Below are 14,860 nucleotides of genomic sequence, written 5' to 3' on the forward strand. Positions count from 1 at the left end.
GAAATCTCCTTAGATAGTTTTCTACTAGTATATCATGAAAATATTGCGAAAGAGTAAATTAACAACTTTATTTGATTTAATGATAGAATAAGGAACTTTTAAACTTTAAAATTTTTGTTCTAATTTAATTTTGAGATTTTAACCAAATTAATTAATTGGGTATATTTGCTTATTGAATTTAGGAAAATTTCAAATATGAAATATTTTACTAACTATATTTAATGCAATTTCTTCCTGCATCCTTAGCTGCATATAATCTTTTGTCTGCTAGGGAAATTATTTTTTCAAAATAAATATTATCTTTATCTAAATCTGAAACATCACAAATTCCTGCACTAAAGGTAAAATTAATAGATTGATTTTTATAAACAAAATTTGTATTTCGAATTATTTCAAGCAATTCACTAATTCGTTTTACAGTATTTTCTTTGGCTGAATCATAGGTTACTATAATAAATTCTTCACCACCATAGCGACCTAGCAAGTCTGTTTTTCTAATATTTACAAGAATTGTTTTTGTAAATTCTTGTAAAATATAATCACCAGCTTGGTGTCCATAATTATCATTAATCTTTTTAAAGTAGTCGATATCTATAATTGATACTGAGAACGTTTTTTCTTTTTCTTTATACCTATCGATGTCTTTTTCTAAGGTGTTTAGTATATATCTTCTATTAAACACATTAGTTAGAGCATCGCGACTAGATAGTTCTGTTATTTTCATTAAATTATATCTGTTGCTATAAATATTAGAAATAATACCAGAAATTGTAGCTAAAATATTTAGATCTTGTTCTTTCCATTTTCTGTGTTTTATACATTCATCAAAACCTATATATCCTTTTACCTTATTATTGATAATAAGCGGATAAATAATAACAGAAAGGATACCTTGAAACTCTAATAGATTGTAAATATCAGGAGGAAGGTTTTTGATATTTTCACTATAAAGACGACCTTCTTTTTCCAATATAGAAGCAAGAGAGGGCATATCACTATATTTTAAATTTTGTAATGAATTTATTTGAGGAGTTATTCCTTCATTGCACCATTCAAATTCATTTCTACAAGAGGTCCCATCTTCATTATCAATAAAGATGTATGTTCTAGAAACATTAGTATACTTACCAATTATTTGAAGGATTTTATTCATTTGATTATCGAAATCTTCAGTGTTAACAGCTAATAATGCTATTTTTGAAAGCATTTCTAAGCTTTTCATGTCTACCCTCTTAAATAATAAATTCATTATATAAATTATTTTATTAAAATTTTGTGTAGTTTACTACTTAAGTTTTAATTACTCAATAATATGACTTCTAATTGCTAAGAATAAATATTTATTTTAGATAAAATAAATTAATATTTAATAAAAATCTTAATTTTTGTATAGTAAGTATAGATCAAATTTAATTAATTAAAACTATCAAATATAAATAATACTTTATTAGAATTTCTTCATATCTTCAATAAAAATATTTAACATATGTTATAAATTTACAGAGCTTTAATTTTATTATTGAGAAAAGTAAAGGATCTTTGGCTTAAAACCAAAGATCCTAATAATAGTATTAACTTAGATTATCCTTTGAATGTTTTATTAATTTGCATCTCTAACTAATCTAACATAGTTGTTGATTGAGATATAATCGCTTGCCATTTCTGAAGCTAACTCATAGTCCTCAGGATTCCCAGTTTTAGGATCAGATCTTTGAGCTCCAGCCCCATGCCAATCATAATAGGTAGTAGCTTCGCTATTCTTTTTACTCCAAGCTTGGCCAAAAGCTACATAGCATGCACTATATTTAAAATCACCTTGGGTTGTACTTGTCCAAACATAGTATGCATCATCTGTGGAATTAAATTCTGTTACACTCGTATTAAAGAAATCAGTATTTATAGCAGGGAAGTCTGTCTTTTCATAATCAACTAAACTTTCTAATTCTTTAGAGTTAGGAAGTCTCCAATCATCATAACCTGCAAGTTTAGATTCATTGGCATACTCTAGAGCTTCAAGCCAATCCATTGTAGTTCCACTATCATTTTGAGCCCACATTAGATTAGTAGATTGATCTGTAACTGTTCCATCCCCATTATCTACATAATCCATATCATATAGGGTAGTTGTTCCTCTAACAGCTCTTACATAACAACCTGGAATCATAATTCCATCATCTTCACTGATTTCAGTGCCATCAAAATAATAACCAGTCTCATATGATTTGATATGACCATCGGCAAAGTTAAATCCAAATCCACCTAATAAAGAGCCATGTTCATCATAGTTTTGAACACCATTTTTTACATAAGTTGTTGAAGACCAATATTGTCCTGCAAATAATAAATGATCATATTGGAAATCAAAATAATCCGTATCAATATAAGGAGTACTTTCTCCTTCTGGAATAATTTCACCATTGAAGTATGCAAGAGAATATAGTTCCTTAATGGTTGGAAGTCTCCAATCATCATATCCTCCAATTTCAAGGTTCTCTACATATTCGAGGGCCTCATCATAAGTGTATCTAGTAAAGTCAGGGGTTTTTTGCCACATTAAACCTGTGTTTAAATCTGTTACAGTCCCATCTCCATTATCTTGATATGATAACTCATTTCCTTCAACTGTAGCATCAGAACCCCAGTAAGGACTAGACTCATCGACATTTTCTACTAACAGGCCATTTTCATCATATGTAAAAGACTGTCCAGTATCTGGAAGTTTGTATTCTGTAATACTTGTTATTTCAACTGAGTTCTCTTCTTTTGTGCTTTCTGTTGTTTGATTGTTTGAAGCACAACTTGTAAGCATTGCTACAATGCCTATTATTATAAATGATATTTTTTTCATTTGCTTACCTCTATATTGGTTTATGTTGTCTCAAATATAGAAGTTTAAAGTTTTTTTATCGTCCAAATTGTGCAGTTTGGACTAATTTGTCCAAAATTAATACCTTTTTTACTTATTTGTACTTTTTAAAGACTTTCTGTATTGGCTAGGAGTCATGTTAAAGTGAGATTTAAAGAGACTATTAAAACTTGATTTGGAATTAAAACCCGAATCAAATGCATGATCTATTATATTAAATTTATTTTCATTATCATCTTCAAGTCGTTTACAAAACTCTTCAAGCCTATATTTGTTTACATATTGGTAAAAATTCATTGAGAGATCTTTATTTAATAAAGAAGATATTTGATGTCTTGATACATTGATAGAATTAGCTAAGTCATAAACTGATAGCATTGGATTTAAATATAATTTCTCCTCTTTCATAATCTTGTCCATTTCTGATAGAAGCTCTATATTAGTTTCTTTCTCTTGTTCTTCTTTAATATTTGGTTGTTTTATGGCCTTTCTTTGATTTTGAGGTATTTCTTTACTTTCTTTTAGATAAACTTGTTTTTGTCTAAGTCCAAAGAATATTAAATATAGAGTGAAAAAGAGAAACAAGATTAAGTGAATAATATCAATTTCAATTATGTTTCTGAGAAAAGTATTTTCAATTATTAATATTAGAACTATAAAAAATACAAAAATTATAGGTAGAAGAGAAAGCCAAAATAGTGTGATTTCACTATTTTCGTAAGCAAAAGTTTCTTTCAATTTAATTCTATGTAGATAAATAGATTTTAATGAAAAAATCCCATATATTATAAAAATTATAACATTAATTAATCCAAAATGAGTTAAAAGAGGGAAGGTGCTCTCTACAACTTCTAGAGGTCCTCCTGGATGGAGAGGGACAGGATTAAATAAAAAGATTATATAAAAAATAGCGAAGATAATAAAATGTGGCCAATATTTGATCTTTTCATCTTTTTCTTTTATTACTTCTCTTAGATATAAATAAAGAAAAGGTCCATGTAATAAAGTAAAAGATTGGTTAACAATTTTTGAAAAAATAGGCCAAGATAGATTTAAAACAATATTAACAGATTGTAAAAAAGGCAAAGAAAGTATTACTAACCAACAGATTAATATGTAATCAGATTTAACTTTTTTTTTTGATAATATTAAAATAATACCAAAAACAATTTGCGATAACCCTATAATACTTATTTCCCACATATATGAAGAGTATAATAAATAGATTAGATATATCAAGTAAATGAGCATTAATAAAATTTTAAAAGCACTCAAAGTGAAAATAGGTGTTGAAAAAAACAGATAATTTAATTGAATATAATTTTATTTAGTAAATTGTGTAATGTTACAAGCTTTTTGGTTTCAAATTTTGGTAAATTAGTAAAAAATAAATGGAATTTTGTAGTATTTTAGATATAATAAATATAGAGGACAAGAAAATGAGCAATCAGGCAATAATTAGTCCGAAAGTCTTAAAATGGGCTAGGTTGCGCTCAAATTTTAACTTAGATCAGGTATCAAAGAAAATTAATGTTAATGTTGAAAAGCTTTCTAAGTGGGAAGAAGGAAATCTAAAACCTACTTTTAAGCAGGCTCAACAATTAGCAAAAGTTTTACATATTCCTTTTGGCTTTCTTTTTTTAGACGAACCTCCTTTAGAAAAACAGGTTTTGCCTGATTTAAGAACTGTTACAGATTTTCCTTTTGACAATTTTAGTGTTGATTTGCAAGATGTTATATCTGATGTTCAGTTTAAACAGAATTGGTATAGAGAATTTAAAAAAGACAGAGGAGATTCTGAACTTTCTTTTATTGGTAAATATAGTTTTAGTGATGATTCTAATATAATTGCCAATGATATTACGCATACGTTAAATTTAAGTATATCTGATAGAGTAAATTCTAAAAATTGGGAATATTTTTACAAAAAATTAATAGAAAAGTGTGAAAATCTAGGACTTTGGGTTCTGCAATCTAGTATGGTAGGCAATAATACTCATAGAATCCTTGATGTAGAAGAGTTTAGAGGTTTTGTAATTTCTGATACTTTAGCTCCGGCAATTTTTATTAATGGTGCTGATACTAAAGCAGCAAGAATATTTACTCTTATTCATGAAATTGTTCATTTATGGTTCAACAAGAGTGGTGTTTCTAATATAGATTTAAGAATTGATAAAATGAGCTTTTATAATAAATTTGAGAAAAAATGTAATGAAATTGCTGCAGAAATATTAGTTCCTAAGAATTATATATTTGAGAAATGGGATAAAAGCTTATCCGTAGATACAAACGCAGAAATACTTTGTAAATATTTTAAAGTAAGCAGTATTGTAATAGCAAGAAGAGCTTTTGAATTAAATATAATAAATAAATATGAATTTTTTAATTATTATGATCGTTTAGTTATCCTTTGGCAAAAAAATAAAGAAAAACAAAAAAGAGAGAAAGGTGGACTTTCTTTTTATCAATCTATTCCTCAAAAAAACGGAAATAAATTTTTATATGATGTTATACAAAATGTATATTCTCAGCAAATATTAATGAGAGATGGAGCTAGGTTATTAGGTTTAACTCCAGCAACATTAGCCAAATATTCTAATGAGTTTGGAGTGCTTTAATGAATTACTTATTAGACAGTAATATTTTTATACAAGCAAAAAATGTTCAATATCCTTTCGATATATTTCCTGGATTTTGGCAGTGGTTAGAAAGAGATATGCAACGTGGTTTAATACATTCAATTGAACCTGTATTTAATGAATTAATGAGAGGGAATGATGAATTAAAAGACTGGGTATCAAAATATAAAGATTCTGGTTGTTTTTTAAGAGTTGATGATGAAGAAACGCAAACAGCATATCGTAATATAGTTAATTGGGTTTATTCTTCAGATTCTAAGTTTATGGAATATGCAAAAAAAGAGTTTCTTTCTGTTGCAGATCCATGGCTTATTGCAAAAGCCATGGTGACTAATTGTTCAATTGTCACTTTAGAGAAATTTGACCCTAATATTAGCAAGAAGATTGAAATTCCTAATGTTTGTAATGTTTTTCATGTAAATTATATAAATACAATAGATTTGCTTAGGCTATTTAAAGTTCAGTTTAATTTGATATCATAAATAATTAGGTTTTTAAAATATTTTATTTTTATGTTTGATAATTAATTATTGTAGCTATATATCAAGTAAGAAATCAATTAAATTTTTATGAATTACTCCATTTTTGCTAAAGTCAAAGTTATCTAAAGATAAAACATATTTTGGGAAATTGTCGCTTAAATTAAGTAAAGCTTCAAATTCTCTATTTCTAGTTGCTTCATCAGTCATTAAATAAGAAACTTGAAAATAATTAATTTCATTACCATTTGTTGCGATAAAATCAATTTCTTTATTATTGATTTTACCAATATTTACCTTGTACCCCCTAGAAATTAATTCGATATACACTATATTTTCTAAAGTCCTTTCTATATCAGTTATATTTGAATAACCTCTTGCTTGTCTAAATCCATGGTCAGTTAAATAATATTTTTCATCGACTTTTAATAATTTTTTTCCTACAGTATCAAAACGAGGAACTTTTTTAATTATAAAGGCTTTAGTACAAAAATTTAAATAATTTAATATTGTGTCTACTGTTACATTTCTATGTTCATTTTTTAAAAATTTTTTAATACTATTTGCAGAAAAAGTATGACCAATATTTTCAATTACATAAGAGAGAATTCGATTAAATATATCCACATCTCTTATATTATTATATTGTAAAATATCTTTTACTAATGCAGTATTAAAGACATCTTCTAAATATTTAGTACTTGGAATGTAATCAAGATTAAAATATTTTAAAAATGGCATTCCCCCTAATTGTATATATTTATTAAATAAACTTTCTTTTGATAAATTCAATTGATTATAAGAGGCAACAAATTCGCCAAAAGTAAAAGGTTGAATTTCAAATTCAATATATCTTCCTGCTAATAATGTTGCTAAATCTCCTGAAAGTAATGATGAATTTGATCCAGTAATATATATATCACAATCGTAATCAACTCTTAATCCATTAATAACTTTTTCCCAACCTTTTATGATTTGAATTTCATCAAAGAAAAAATATATCCTGCCTTCTAAATTTTTTATTATGGGCTTTAAATAATTGATTAATGAATTATAATCATTAATATTTAGTAATTCGATTGATTCAAAATTCAAATATATTTTGTTTTCATCTTTTATTGATGTTAAAATTTGATCTCTTATCATAGACAGAATGGTAGATTTTCCAACTCTTCTCATTCCTATAATAATTTTAATAATTGGTTTATTAATAAACGGTTTTATTTTATCAATATATTTAGGTCTATTTACATAATTCATAAAGTCACCTCTAATTTCGATTATAATCGATAGAATTTTAAAAAACAATGTTAATTTCGATTATAATCGATAAAGTTATAAAATTTTTAAGTAATTTCGACTATAATCGATAAAATTATAAAATATGTCTATTTAGTATCAGAAAAAAGTGAGGATTCCATAGCTTTAAGAATTTTTTTGTTTTTATACATTTCAATATCAACTTTTTTATAGAAATCAGTGAAATTTTCATTTTTATTATATACTTTTGTACCTGAGGCAAGAACAATCTTATATGGTTTGGCTTTTGAGCTTACTTTCAGAGTTTTATTTATATTTTCTTTGAAAGTTTCAAATGTCTCATCACTAATATCATAAAAAATACAAGCAAATTCATCACCACTAATTCTATAACTTTTACCATTATCTTTTGCATTTGTTTTTATTGAATTGTATGATGACTTAATTGCATAATCTCCTTCTATATGGCCATATGTATCGTTAATTTGTTTCAAATGATTTAAATCTAGAAGGACTAATCTAAAAGCTTCACCTTTTGTGATTAGATTTTCGATATCTTGTTCAAAGGCTGTTCTATTCCATCCTTTAGTTAGGTAATCCTCATATGCTAGTTGTTTATAAATTAAAGATTTATTTCTAGTTTCTAATAAACCATTGATAGACTTTATTGTATCACTCATAACTAGCAAATAGAATATAAAAACTCCAGAAGCAAGATATTTGCCTAAATCCTGGTAGATTCCAAAAATAAATAATCCCATTATAATTGCTACAAAAATGAATAAAGTAAAAAATATGAAAATATAATGTCTTGCTCTAGCATTGTTTTTTTTATAACCTTCATTTATCAAACAAAATATTAATATAGTAGCATTAATAAAAATTAAAATTATTGATAATATTGTTGAATCAATAAATGATACAGTTCCAGTTAATTGGAGAATAAATTCTATAACTAATAAATAAAAAAATGATGATGCTAAAATAGTCATCAATTTATGAAATCCTTCTAAAACAATATCCCTAAAAAATAAGGCAATTATTAAAGGTAATATTAGATTTAATATATAGCTCGTACTTGAAACCAAAAACCTATTAGGTAAGAAAATTTGAAGTAGAGTAGACTCTGAAATAATCCAAAATCCTGCTGCTATTCCAAAAGATGCTAAATAAAAAATATGTTTAGAAATTTCGAGTTTTTTTGTCCAGAATAAAGTTGTAAGAGCAAAAATACTTAGGAGTATAATTAAACATGAAATAATAAAATTAAGAAAATTTTCATGTAATAAATCTAGTATTATCGCCTCACCCCTTCCAATTACAATTGAATTTAGTAAACCGGAGAATTGAGTGGTGGGGGATGAAAAAACAATCTTTAATGTTTTCCCTATAGACATGCCCACTGGTATGTCTATTAATTGCCATGATGCTGGATAAGGTTCCTGAAAATTGTTAAAATTTTTATTAACCTCAAATGAGTATATAAGTTCATCATCAATGTAAGCATATACATCCATCATGGATGATCGAATTCTAATTACTGGATAAATAAAATCTTCTTCATTTATAACTCTTTCTATGGAATATTTTGTTCCTGGCTCTAGATGGTAGTTTATAGGTAAAATTGTTGTTTCTTCTACTATATCATTATATGAAATAGTCCATCCTTCGTTGAAATTTGAAATCTTGTCGCTGTTAAAATTCATGTTAGATGAGTCATCATTAAAGCTAAAAAATAAAATAGTAAAAAAATATATAACTAATAATATTATGTTTATTATAGAAATGATATTAGTTTTTTTTGTAGGCATGCTTTTCCCTTTTTAATTATTTAAGTAAGTTATTTGGATGAAAAAGTTTTAAGTAATTAAAGAATATTTATAAAATTATCAAATCCAATATTGCCATTATTAGTTGGATGTTTATTCATTTTAAATAATAAAAGCTTCTATAGAATAACTTAGTGTATAGTGAATATTCAATATAGTAGAGCGATTTAACATAAACAATTCATCATAATTTTAAGATTTTAAGCTATTAAAACAATAATTTGGGATAATTTAGAGTAAAAATTTAACTAATTTAAATTTTTTAATAAAAACATAAGTCAGTTTAACTAAAGTTTTGAGTTTTTGTATTGTTATCTTTTTTGTTAGTATATTTCATATACAAAAATATTTTGTTTAAAAAATTTTATTATAAAAGGAGAGTTAAAGCACATAAGTTAAATTAGAGTTCTAGGATTCTATTATAATTTTAAGATTTTTACTTATCCCTATATTTTAAGATAATTTATTAAACTTTTTCTACTTTTTATTTAAAATCTTTTTGCTAAATAACTTATTTTTTAAATAAATATGTCATAAATTTAAAAAATAAATATAAAATATTATAACAAGTTGAAGAGCTTAAATTTCAAAAATAAGAAAAAAGTTTACATTTTTTAGTTTGTTTTCTATTAGATATTTGAAATTTCAGATGCAAAGTGTTTATCTATATCAAATAGTTGTTTATATTATGCTAAGGAATATGCAGTGAGAAAAATAAGTTTTAGAAATAATTTTACAATAATATTTTTTATAATTCTTTTAGTTGGAGAATTTCAAATATTAGCTACCTCAATTGATTTAACCGAAGCTGAAAAAGCTTATGTTAATTCAAGGGGCGTTATAGTTGCCGCTTCATTAGATGGAGGCGCTCCGCTTCATTTTAAAACTTCAAAAGGTGAGATAACAGGAGTAGCTGTTAAAGTTCTAGAAACAATTTCGACTATGACAGGTTTAGAATTTGAATATCATTTATATGATACCATAGATGAGGCTTATGATAGTAATCCTGATATTATATTTGGGGTTTCTCCCTCCTATGCTAGAGATTCTATCACATTATCTTCCCCTTATATGAAAACAAAAACTATATTGTTTATGAATAAGAAATTAGCAGTTGATGAATTAGAAAATGAATTATTTGCTACGATAGAAGGTGGAGCTATTTTAGATAATATTCCTGCTGATAAAGTTCTATATTGTAATACAAGAGAGGATGCTTTAAATGCAGTAGAGAAGGGAGATGCAGGTTATGGGTATGCTAATGAGTATTCTGTTGCATATTATAGAATTAAAAATGGATATGATAATATAATCACTATCCCAAAAGTTATAGAAACTAGAGAGTATTCTATAGGTTTAACTTATGAAGATGGAATCTTGCTTTCAATTATAAATAAAGCTATTAGTCAAATTGATGATGCAAAAATGAGTGAAATCATTTTTGATGTTTCTTCCAATGTTGAAAGCAAAGTCACGCTTTCAATGATATTTAGAGCTTATGGGCCAATAATTTTTGCAATAATATTTTTAGTACTTTTAATTTTAATATCGATAGCAAGAGCAAATATTAAAGCTAAAAAAGAATTTAGATTACAGAATAAAAGATATAAATTATTAGCTAGTATTTCAAATGAGTGCCTTTTTGAATATAATGTGCAATCTAAAAAGATTACCTTATCTGAAAAGTGTGAAGCTGTATTTGGTTCTGCTGAAAATATAAGATATTTTAAACAAATTTTAAATCAAATGGTTTTATCAACTTCCAAAAATGATAATGTTGAAATAATGCCTATTCAACTACAAGAAGGTAAGTTGAGCACGTTTAAAGTAGTAAAATCTGAAGTTTTTGATAATAAAGGAAAAAAACAATATATTATTGGAAAGATAATAGATATTAGTGAAGAAGTTGAAGAGAAAAATAAGTTAATTGTAAAATCTGAAATAGATGGTTTAACTAATATCTATAATAGTTCTACTACTAAAAAACTTATAAACGAAAGATTGAAAAAGACAAGATCATTAGATGCTTTTCTTTTAATTGATTGTGATAAATTTAAATTAATCAATGATAATTTTGGACATTTAGAAGGTGATAAAGCTTTAAAAAATGTAAGTTATGTTTTAAAAAATAATTTTAAGAAAGATGATATTATAGGGAGAATCGGAGGAGATGAGTTTTGTGTTTATATGAAAGATGTAACTTCTCTTGAGAGTGTTATCAAAAAAGCTGAAAAACTAATTCCTCAAATTAAATCTATGAGCAACGTTTATAATTTTACTTTTAGTATTGGTATAAAACTTTTAAAAGATGAAAAAACGTATGAGCAATTATTAAATAATGCCGATAAAGCATTATATGAAGTTAAAAAATTAGGTGGAGCAAAAGTTAGAGGTTTTTAAGATTTATAATGTTACTTCAATAATTAAAATAGCTGAGTTTAATGCAGAATGTTGAGAAGTTATTTTTAATCCTATTTCATTAAGTATTGATACAATTCCACCTCTTTCCATGTAATTTTTGAAACCAGCATAATGACTTCCTCCAGCTAACATTTCAATATGTTTAGATCCCCAACCGGAGATAGTTTTTGGAAGAGGTGTGTTATAATCAGCAATTATCATATGTTTAGAGATTCTTTTCATCTCCGTGAGAATTTGTTTTCGTAGTGAATCAGGTAATTCATGTAATGCTAAAGTTATAGTTGTGTAATCAAATTCTTTATCTTTAATAAATTTTAAATCACTACCATCAGCGGTGTGATATGTAATATTATTAAGGTTTAGAGTCTTTGCACTTTTAGAAGCACAAGAAGTCATTACCTCATTAATATCTATTGCTACAACTCTACGCCCTGTTCGAGCTAAAAGAAGAGATTGAGCACCAGTCCCTGATGCAATTTCAACAACGCTACTATCATTAGGTATTAGGGAAGCAACTTTATGACGCAAATTATTTAGTAGTGGATCAATAAATATTTTATATAATTTACAAGCCAAAAACATTTTTATTGTCCTAATTTATTTTTGGAATAAAGCAATTTAATTTCGATTTATTCCCTCATCAAAGAGTATGTCTACAGTTTCAATAAGCCTTTATAAATTAAAGACTATTCCTATATAAAAATGTAACAGAAATAGTTTAAGTTTACAAGAAAGTTGAAGATGTTTACAGTATTATTTAAATTTGAGTATTATTTATTCTTGAATAAACTATAAAAAATATTCAAAATATTTACTATTTATTATTATTTATGTGTATTTTAGGTGTTTAAATGAAAGTAAGTAAGGTAACATTATTGACTTGAGATAGATTAGACTTTACATTTAGGTATTAACTACAATTTTTATAATTAAAATTATAAAAATTGTGGAAAGGATATTAAATGAAATTAAGTGAACAATTATTAGAAAATCAAAAACGCTCTAGAGAAAAACATCCTCAGATTATTACAAACCAAATGGATAAAGCAACTGTAAAATTAAAAGAAACAGGTATTGAAGATGTTGCTAAAAAAGAAGGAGATGTTTTTGATAATGCTTCTCTTTTAGATTTAGAGTCAAAGGAAGTCGATTTATATAAGGTATTAGATGGAAAACCCGCAATAATTAGTTTTTATAGAGGATCTTGGTGTCCCTATTGTAATTTAGAACTGAGAGCCTATGAAGAATTACTTAATGCTAAAGAGAACAAAGATGTCCATATGATTGCTATTTCTCCAGAAAAGCCAGATGTAACTAGCGTAGAACAAGATGTAAGTAAGTTAAATTTTACCGTCTTAAGTGATGTAGAGAACAAATTAGCAATTAAATTGAGAATTGTGTTTCAACTACCAAAAACAATTCAAGCATTATATGGTCATAAAGTTGTAAAATCGACAGGTTCAAAAGAACATGCTTTACCATTGCCTGCAACATATGTAATTGATGGCAATCATAAAATAGTAAAAGCTTGGATAGATGCTGACTATACAAAAAGAGCTGAGCCTAGCGAAGTTCTTGATTTATATAGAAGTCTTTAGCATAGAGAATAAATAAAATTTTAGGGAGATTGAGTTTTACTTAGTCTCCCTCATTGTATTAGACAATATAATACAAATTGAAAAGATTACTAAAAGTATAACAGCTATATATAAGGGAATAATATTTCCTCCTGTATTCATAGGTAGAATTGGTAATAATCCTAAAGTTATATTGCTTGAAGTATGAAATATATGAACTAAAATTAGGCTTTTTTTTGTGTTATTATATATCCAAGTTAGAACAATTGATAATGCTATATCTTGCAAAATAAAGATCCAAAAAGGTATATGTTGGTGAAAGTTTCCCGGAATAAAAAATAGGGGTAGATGCCATACACCCCAAATAGCACCTATTATAATACTTGCTAGAAAAGATCCAATATTTTTTTGTAGAAGTGGTAAGACAAAACCTCTCCAGCCTAGCTCTTCTCCGAGAACACTGAAAAATAACACATAAAAAAAGATAGGGATTACAAGGTATATTTTATCTAGTTCTAAAAAATCGAAATTAGTTATGCTTAGTGCAAAGGAAATTCCAATAGAAGTGAAAACGAGAATCGCAGTTGCACAAAAGCAAAATATATACCATACAATATTAACATTTAAATAAGTAAAAGGTTTTAAAAGTTTTTTAATTTTATATTTTCCACCTTGTTTAAATGAAACAAGGATAGCTGATAGAGAAGGTCCATAAGTTCCTAAAAGTTTTAATATAAAAACTTCTTTATCAAAAATAATTTGTAAAGACCAAAAAGTCCAAGAAATAAAAAAAGTTAAAGAAAAAAAAGCAATTATAGGTTTTTTAGACATAAAATTATTCACAAATTCCCTCCCTTCCAATAGTTAGTTATGCTGTATGTTTAAGACATTGAATTTTGCATAGCTATGTTCTTTGTCAGCTAATTTCCAAATTGCTTCAATTTTCATAGGAATTTTCATTCTATTAATCTCTTTATAATCACTTAAGCGACCAATCCAAGTTTCTTTATTCTCTTCACCCATATATCTCTCAGTTTCAAGTTGTGTAATTTCTCCAACTTCATTAAAACTTACCTTATAATTCAGTTCTTGGTTGTTGTAATAAAAAGTTAGATTTGCACTCGTTTCATCAATTTTAGACCACTTTAAATTGTCACTTGGTAGAAGATTTGTTGGAAACCATACACTTTCACCTAACCATCTAAGAAGTTCCCCTTGATCATATTTAGGCCCTTCACCCTTTACAACAGTAAAGAGATTAAGAAGCTTAACATTAATTTTGCCCTTTCCTGAGATAAACATATCTTTAACAGAAAAAAGAGAAGTTTTACCTTTCCAAAGGAAACTTGGAGTAAAAGAGGTGAAATATTGTTCGCCTTTTATGTCTATCCAATCTTTATCTAAATCAGTCTTAAATTGTCCATCGTGTTCTAAATGTACAGAGCTAATATAAGGTTGTCCCTCTTTTAATGCATATTTAAAATATTTTTGAACAGGTCCTGGTAGGTCTTTAATTTGATTAGAGTTATATTGCTTTTTTGATAAATCTTGCATATTATCCATCATTATTTTTAGTTCTTTTTTAGTTTGATTATTTATTATTACTCTTGTGCTAATATAAACTAAGCTTAAGATAATTAGGAAAATAATTATCGTAAATATAGAAATTTTATTTAATTTCATTTTGTCCCCTAGTGAAAATTTGATTTTTGTATAGATGGATTTATATAAGATCAGGATTCAAGAAGAAAAAATTCCATTTTTCTAAAATTTTAACATGTGCTTATCC

The 14,860-nt window shown here is 26.3% G+C and carries 12 protein-coding genes; 4 read left to right on the forward strand and 8 right to left on the reverse strand.

Annotated elements, in window-relative coordinates; genetic code table 11:
• Nucleotides 1-208: 208 nt before the first annotated feature.
• The 3 genes from ACZ5SO_RS15100 to ACZ5SO_RS15110 form a co-directional block, all read right to left on the reverse strand.
• Nucleotides 209-1,222: a sensor domain-containing diguanylate cyclase gene (locus ACZ5SO_RS15100; RefSeq protein WP_464625748.1), complete on the reverse strand. Its 1,014-nt coding sequence runs from the start codon at nt 1,220-1,222 to the stop codon at nt 209-211.
• A gap of 378 nt (nt 1,223-1,600) precedes the next feature.
• Nucleotides 1,601-2,848 (reverse strand): Lcl C-terminal domain-containing protein, encoded by a 1,248-nt coding sequence (locus ACZ5SO_RS15105; protein ID WP_464625749.1) that lies wholly within the window; start codon nt 2,846-2,848, stop codon nt 1,601-1,603.
• A gap of 108 nt (nt 2,849-2,956) precedes the next feature.
• Nucleotides 2,957-4,069 carry a helix-turn-helix domain-containing protein gene (locus ACZ5SO_RS15110; protein WP_464625750.1) on the reverse strand — a complete coding sequence of 371 codons (1,113 nt, stop codon included), beginning with the start codon at nt 4,067-4,069 and terminating at the stop codon, nt 2,957-2,959.
• A 236-nt stretch (nt 4,070-4,305) separates the two neighbouring features.
• Between ACZ5SO_RS15110 and ACZ5SO_RS15115 the strand changes: the two genes are divergently transcribed.
• Both ACZ5SO_RS15115 and ACZ5SO_RS15120 read left to right on the forward strand, forming a co-directional pair.
• The gene (locus ACZ5SO_RS15115) at nt 4,306-5,484 is read left to right on the forward strand and encodes a helix-turn-helix domain-containing protein (RefSeq protein WP_464625751.1); all 1,179 of its coding nucleotides are present in this window, start codon (nt 4,306-4,308) and stop codon (nt 5,482-5,484) included.
• Nucleotides 5,484-5,987 carry a DUF4411 family protein gene (locus ACZ5SO_RS15120; RefSeq protein ID WP_464625753.1) on the forward strand — a complete coding sequence of 168 codons (504 nt, stop codon included), beginning with the start codon at nt 5,484-5,486 and terminating at the stop codon, nt 5,985-5,987. The genes ACZ5SO_RS15115 and ACZ5SO_RS15120 overlap by 1 nt, the downstream gene beginning before the upstream one ends.
• Nucleotides 5,988-6,041: 54 nt before the next feature.
• On the opposite strand, the gene ACZ5SO_RS15125 is transcribed toward ACZ5SO_RS15120, so the two are convergent.
• Nucleotides 6,042-7,244, reverse strand: a complete 1,203-nt coding sequence (locus ACZ5SO_RS15125; RefSeq protein ID WP_464625754.1) for an ATP-binding protein — start codon at nt 7,242-7,244, stop codon at nt 6,042-6,044.
• 128 nt (nt 7,245-7,372) lie between these two features.
• A complete protein-coding gene (locus ACZ5SO_RS15130; protein WP_464625756.1) occupies nt 7,373-8,950 on the reverse strand; it encodes a GGDEF domain-containing protein in 1,578 nt (525 codons plus the stop codon).
• Nucleotides 8,951-9,778: 828 nt separating this feature from the next.
• Here ACZ5SO_RS15130 and ACZ5SO_RS15135 point away from each other — a divergent pair.
• Complete coding sequence (locus ACZ5SO_RS15135; protein WP_464625757.1) at nt 9,779-11,473, forward strand: transporter substrate-binding domain-containing diguanylate cyclase; 1,695 nt, start codon at nt 9,779-9,781, stop codon at nt 11,471-11,473.
• 3 nt (nt 11,474-11,476) lie between these two features.
• Here the strand turns inward: ACZ5SO_RS15135 and ACZ5SO_RS15140 are convergent, their stop codons facing one another.
• Nucleotides 11,477-12,076 (reverse strand): class I SAM-dependent methyltransferase, encoded by a 600-nt coding sequence (locus ACZ5SO_RS15140; RefSeq protein WP_464625758.1) that lies wholly within the window; start codon nt 12,074-12,076, stop codon nt 11,477-11,479.
• 380 nt (nt 12,077-12,456) lie between these two features.
• Here ACZ5SO_RS15140 and ACZ5SO_RS15145 point away from each other — a divergent pair, with 380 nt between their 5' ends.
• On the forward strand, nt 12,457-13,092 hold the full coding sequence (locus tag ACZ5SO_RS15145) for a peroxiredoxin-like family protein (RefSeq protein ID WP_464625760.1): 636 nt from the start codon (nt 12,457-12,459) through the stop codon (nt 13,090-13,092).
• Between the two features lie 36 nt (nt 13,093-13,128).
• Here the strand turns inward: ACZ5SO_RS15145 and ACZ5SO_RS15150 are convergent, their stop codons facing one another.
• Nucleotides 13,129-13,914, reverse strand: a complete 786-nt coding sequence (locus ACZ5SO_RS15150) for a CPBP family intramembrane glutamic endopeptidase (RefSeq protein ID WP_464625761.1) — start codon at nt 13,912-13,914, stop codon at nt 13,129-13,131.
• Between the two features lie 21 nt (nt 13,915-13,935).
• On the reverse strand, nt 13,936-14,754 hold the full coding sequence (locus tag ACZ5SO_RS15155) for a DUF6544 family protein (RefSeq protein WP_464625762.1): 819 nt from the start codon (nt 14,752-14,754) through the stop codon (nt 13,936-13,938).
• Nucleotides 14,755-14,860: the final 106 nt, after the last annotated feature.

Source organism: Pleomorphochaeta naphthae, assembly GCF_055396005.1.

Bases quoted from the DNA above. Each gene is read 5' to 3' on its own strand.
- ACZ5SO_RS15100 (WP_464625748.1), bottom strand. From the start codon at position 1,222: ATGAAAAGCTTAGAAATGCTTTCAAAAATAGCATTATTAGCTGTTAAC.
- ACZ5SO_RS15105 (WP_464625749.1), bottom strand. From the start codon at position 2,848: ATGAAAAAAATATCATTTATAATAATAGGCATTGTAGCAATGCTTACA.
- ACZ5SO_RS15110 (WP_464625750.1), bottom strand. From the start codon at position 4,069: ATGTGGGAAATAAGTATTATAGGGTTATCGCAAATTGTTTTTGGTATT.
- ACZ5SO_RS15115 (WP_464625751.1), top strand. From the start codon at position 4,306: ATGAGCAATCAGGCAATAATTAGTCCGAAAGTCTTAAAATGGGCTAGG.
- ACZ5SO_RS15120 (WP_464625753.1), top strand. From the start codon at position 5,484: ATGAATTACTTATTAGACAGTAATATTTTTATACAAGCAAAAAATGTT.
- ACZ5SO_RS15125 (WP_464625754.1), bottom strand. From the start codon at position 7,244: ATGAATTATGTAAATAGACCTAAATATATTGATAAAATAAAACCGTTT.
- ACZ5SO_RS15130 (WP_464625756.1), bottom strand. From the start codon at position 8,950: ATGAATTTTAACAGCGACAAGATTTCAAATTTCAACGAAGGATGGACT.
- ACZ5SO_RS15140 (WP_464625758.1), bottom strand. From the start codon at position 12,076: ATGTTTTTGGCTTGTAAATTATATAAAATATTTATTGATCCACTACTA.
- ACZ5SO_RS15145 (WP_464625760.1), top strand. From the start codon at position 12,457: ATGAAATTAAGTGAACAATTATTAGAAAATCAAAAACGCTCTAGAGAA.
- ACZ5SO_RS15155 (WP_464625762.1), bottom strand. From the start codon at position 14,754: ATGAAATTAAATAAAATTTCTATATTTACGATAATTATTTTCCTAATT.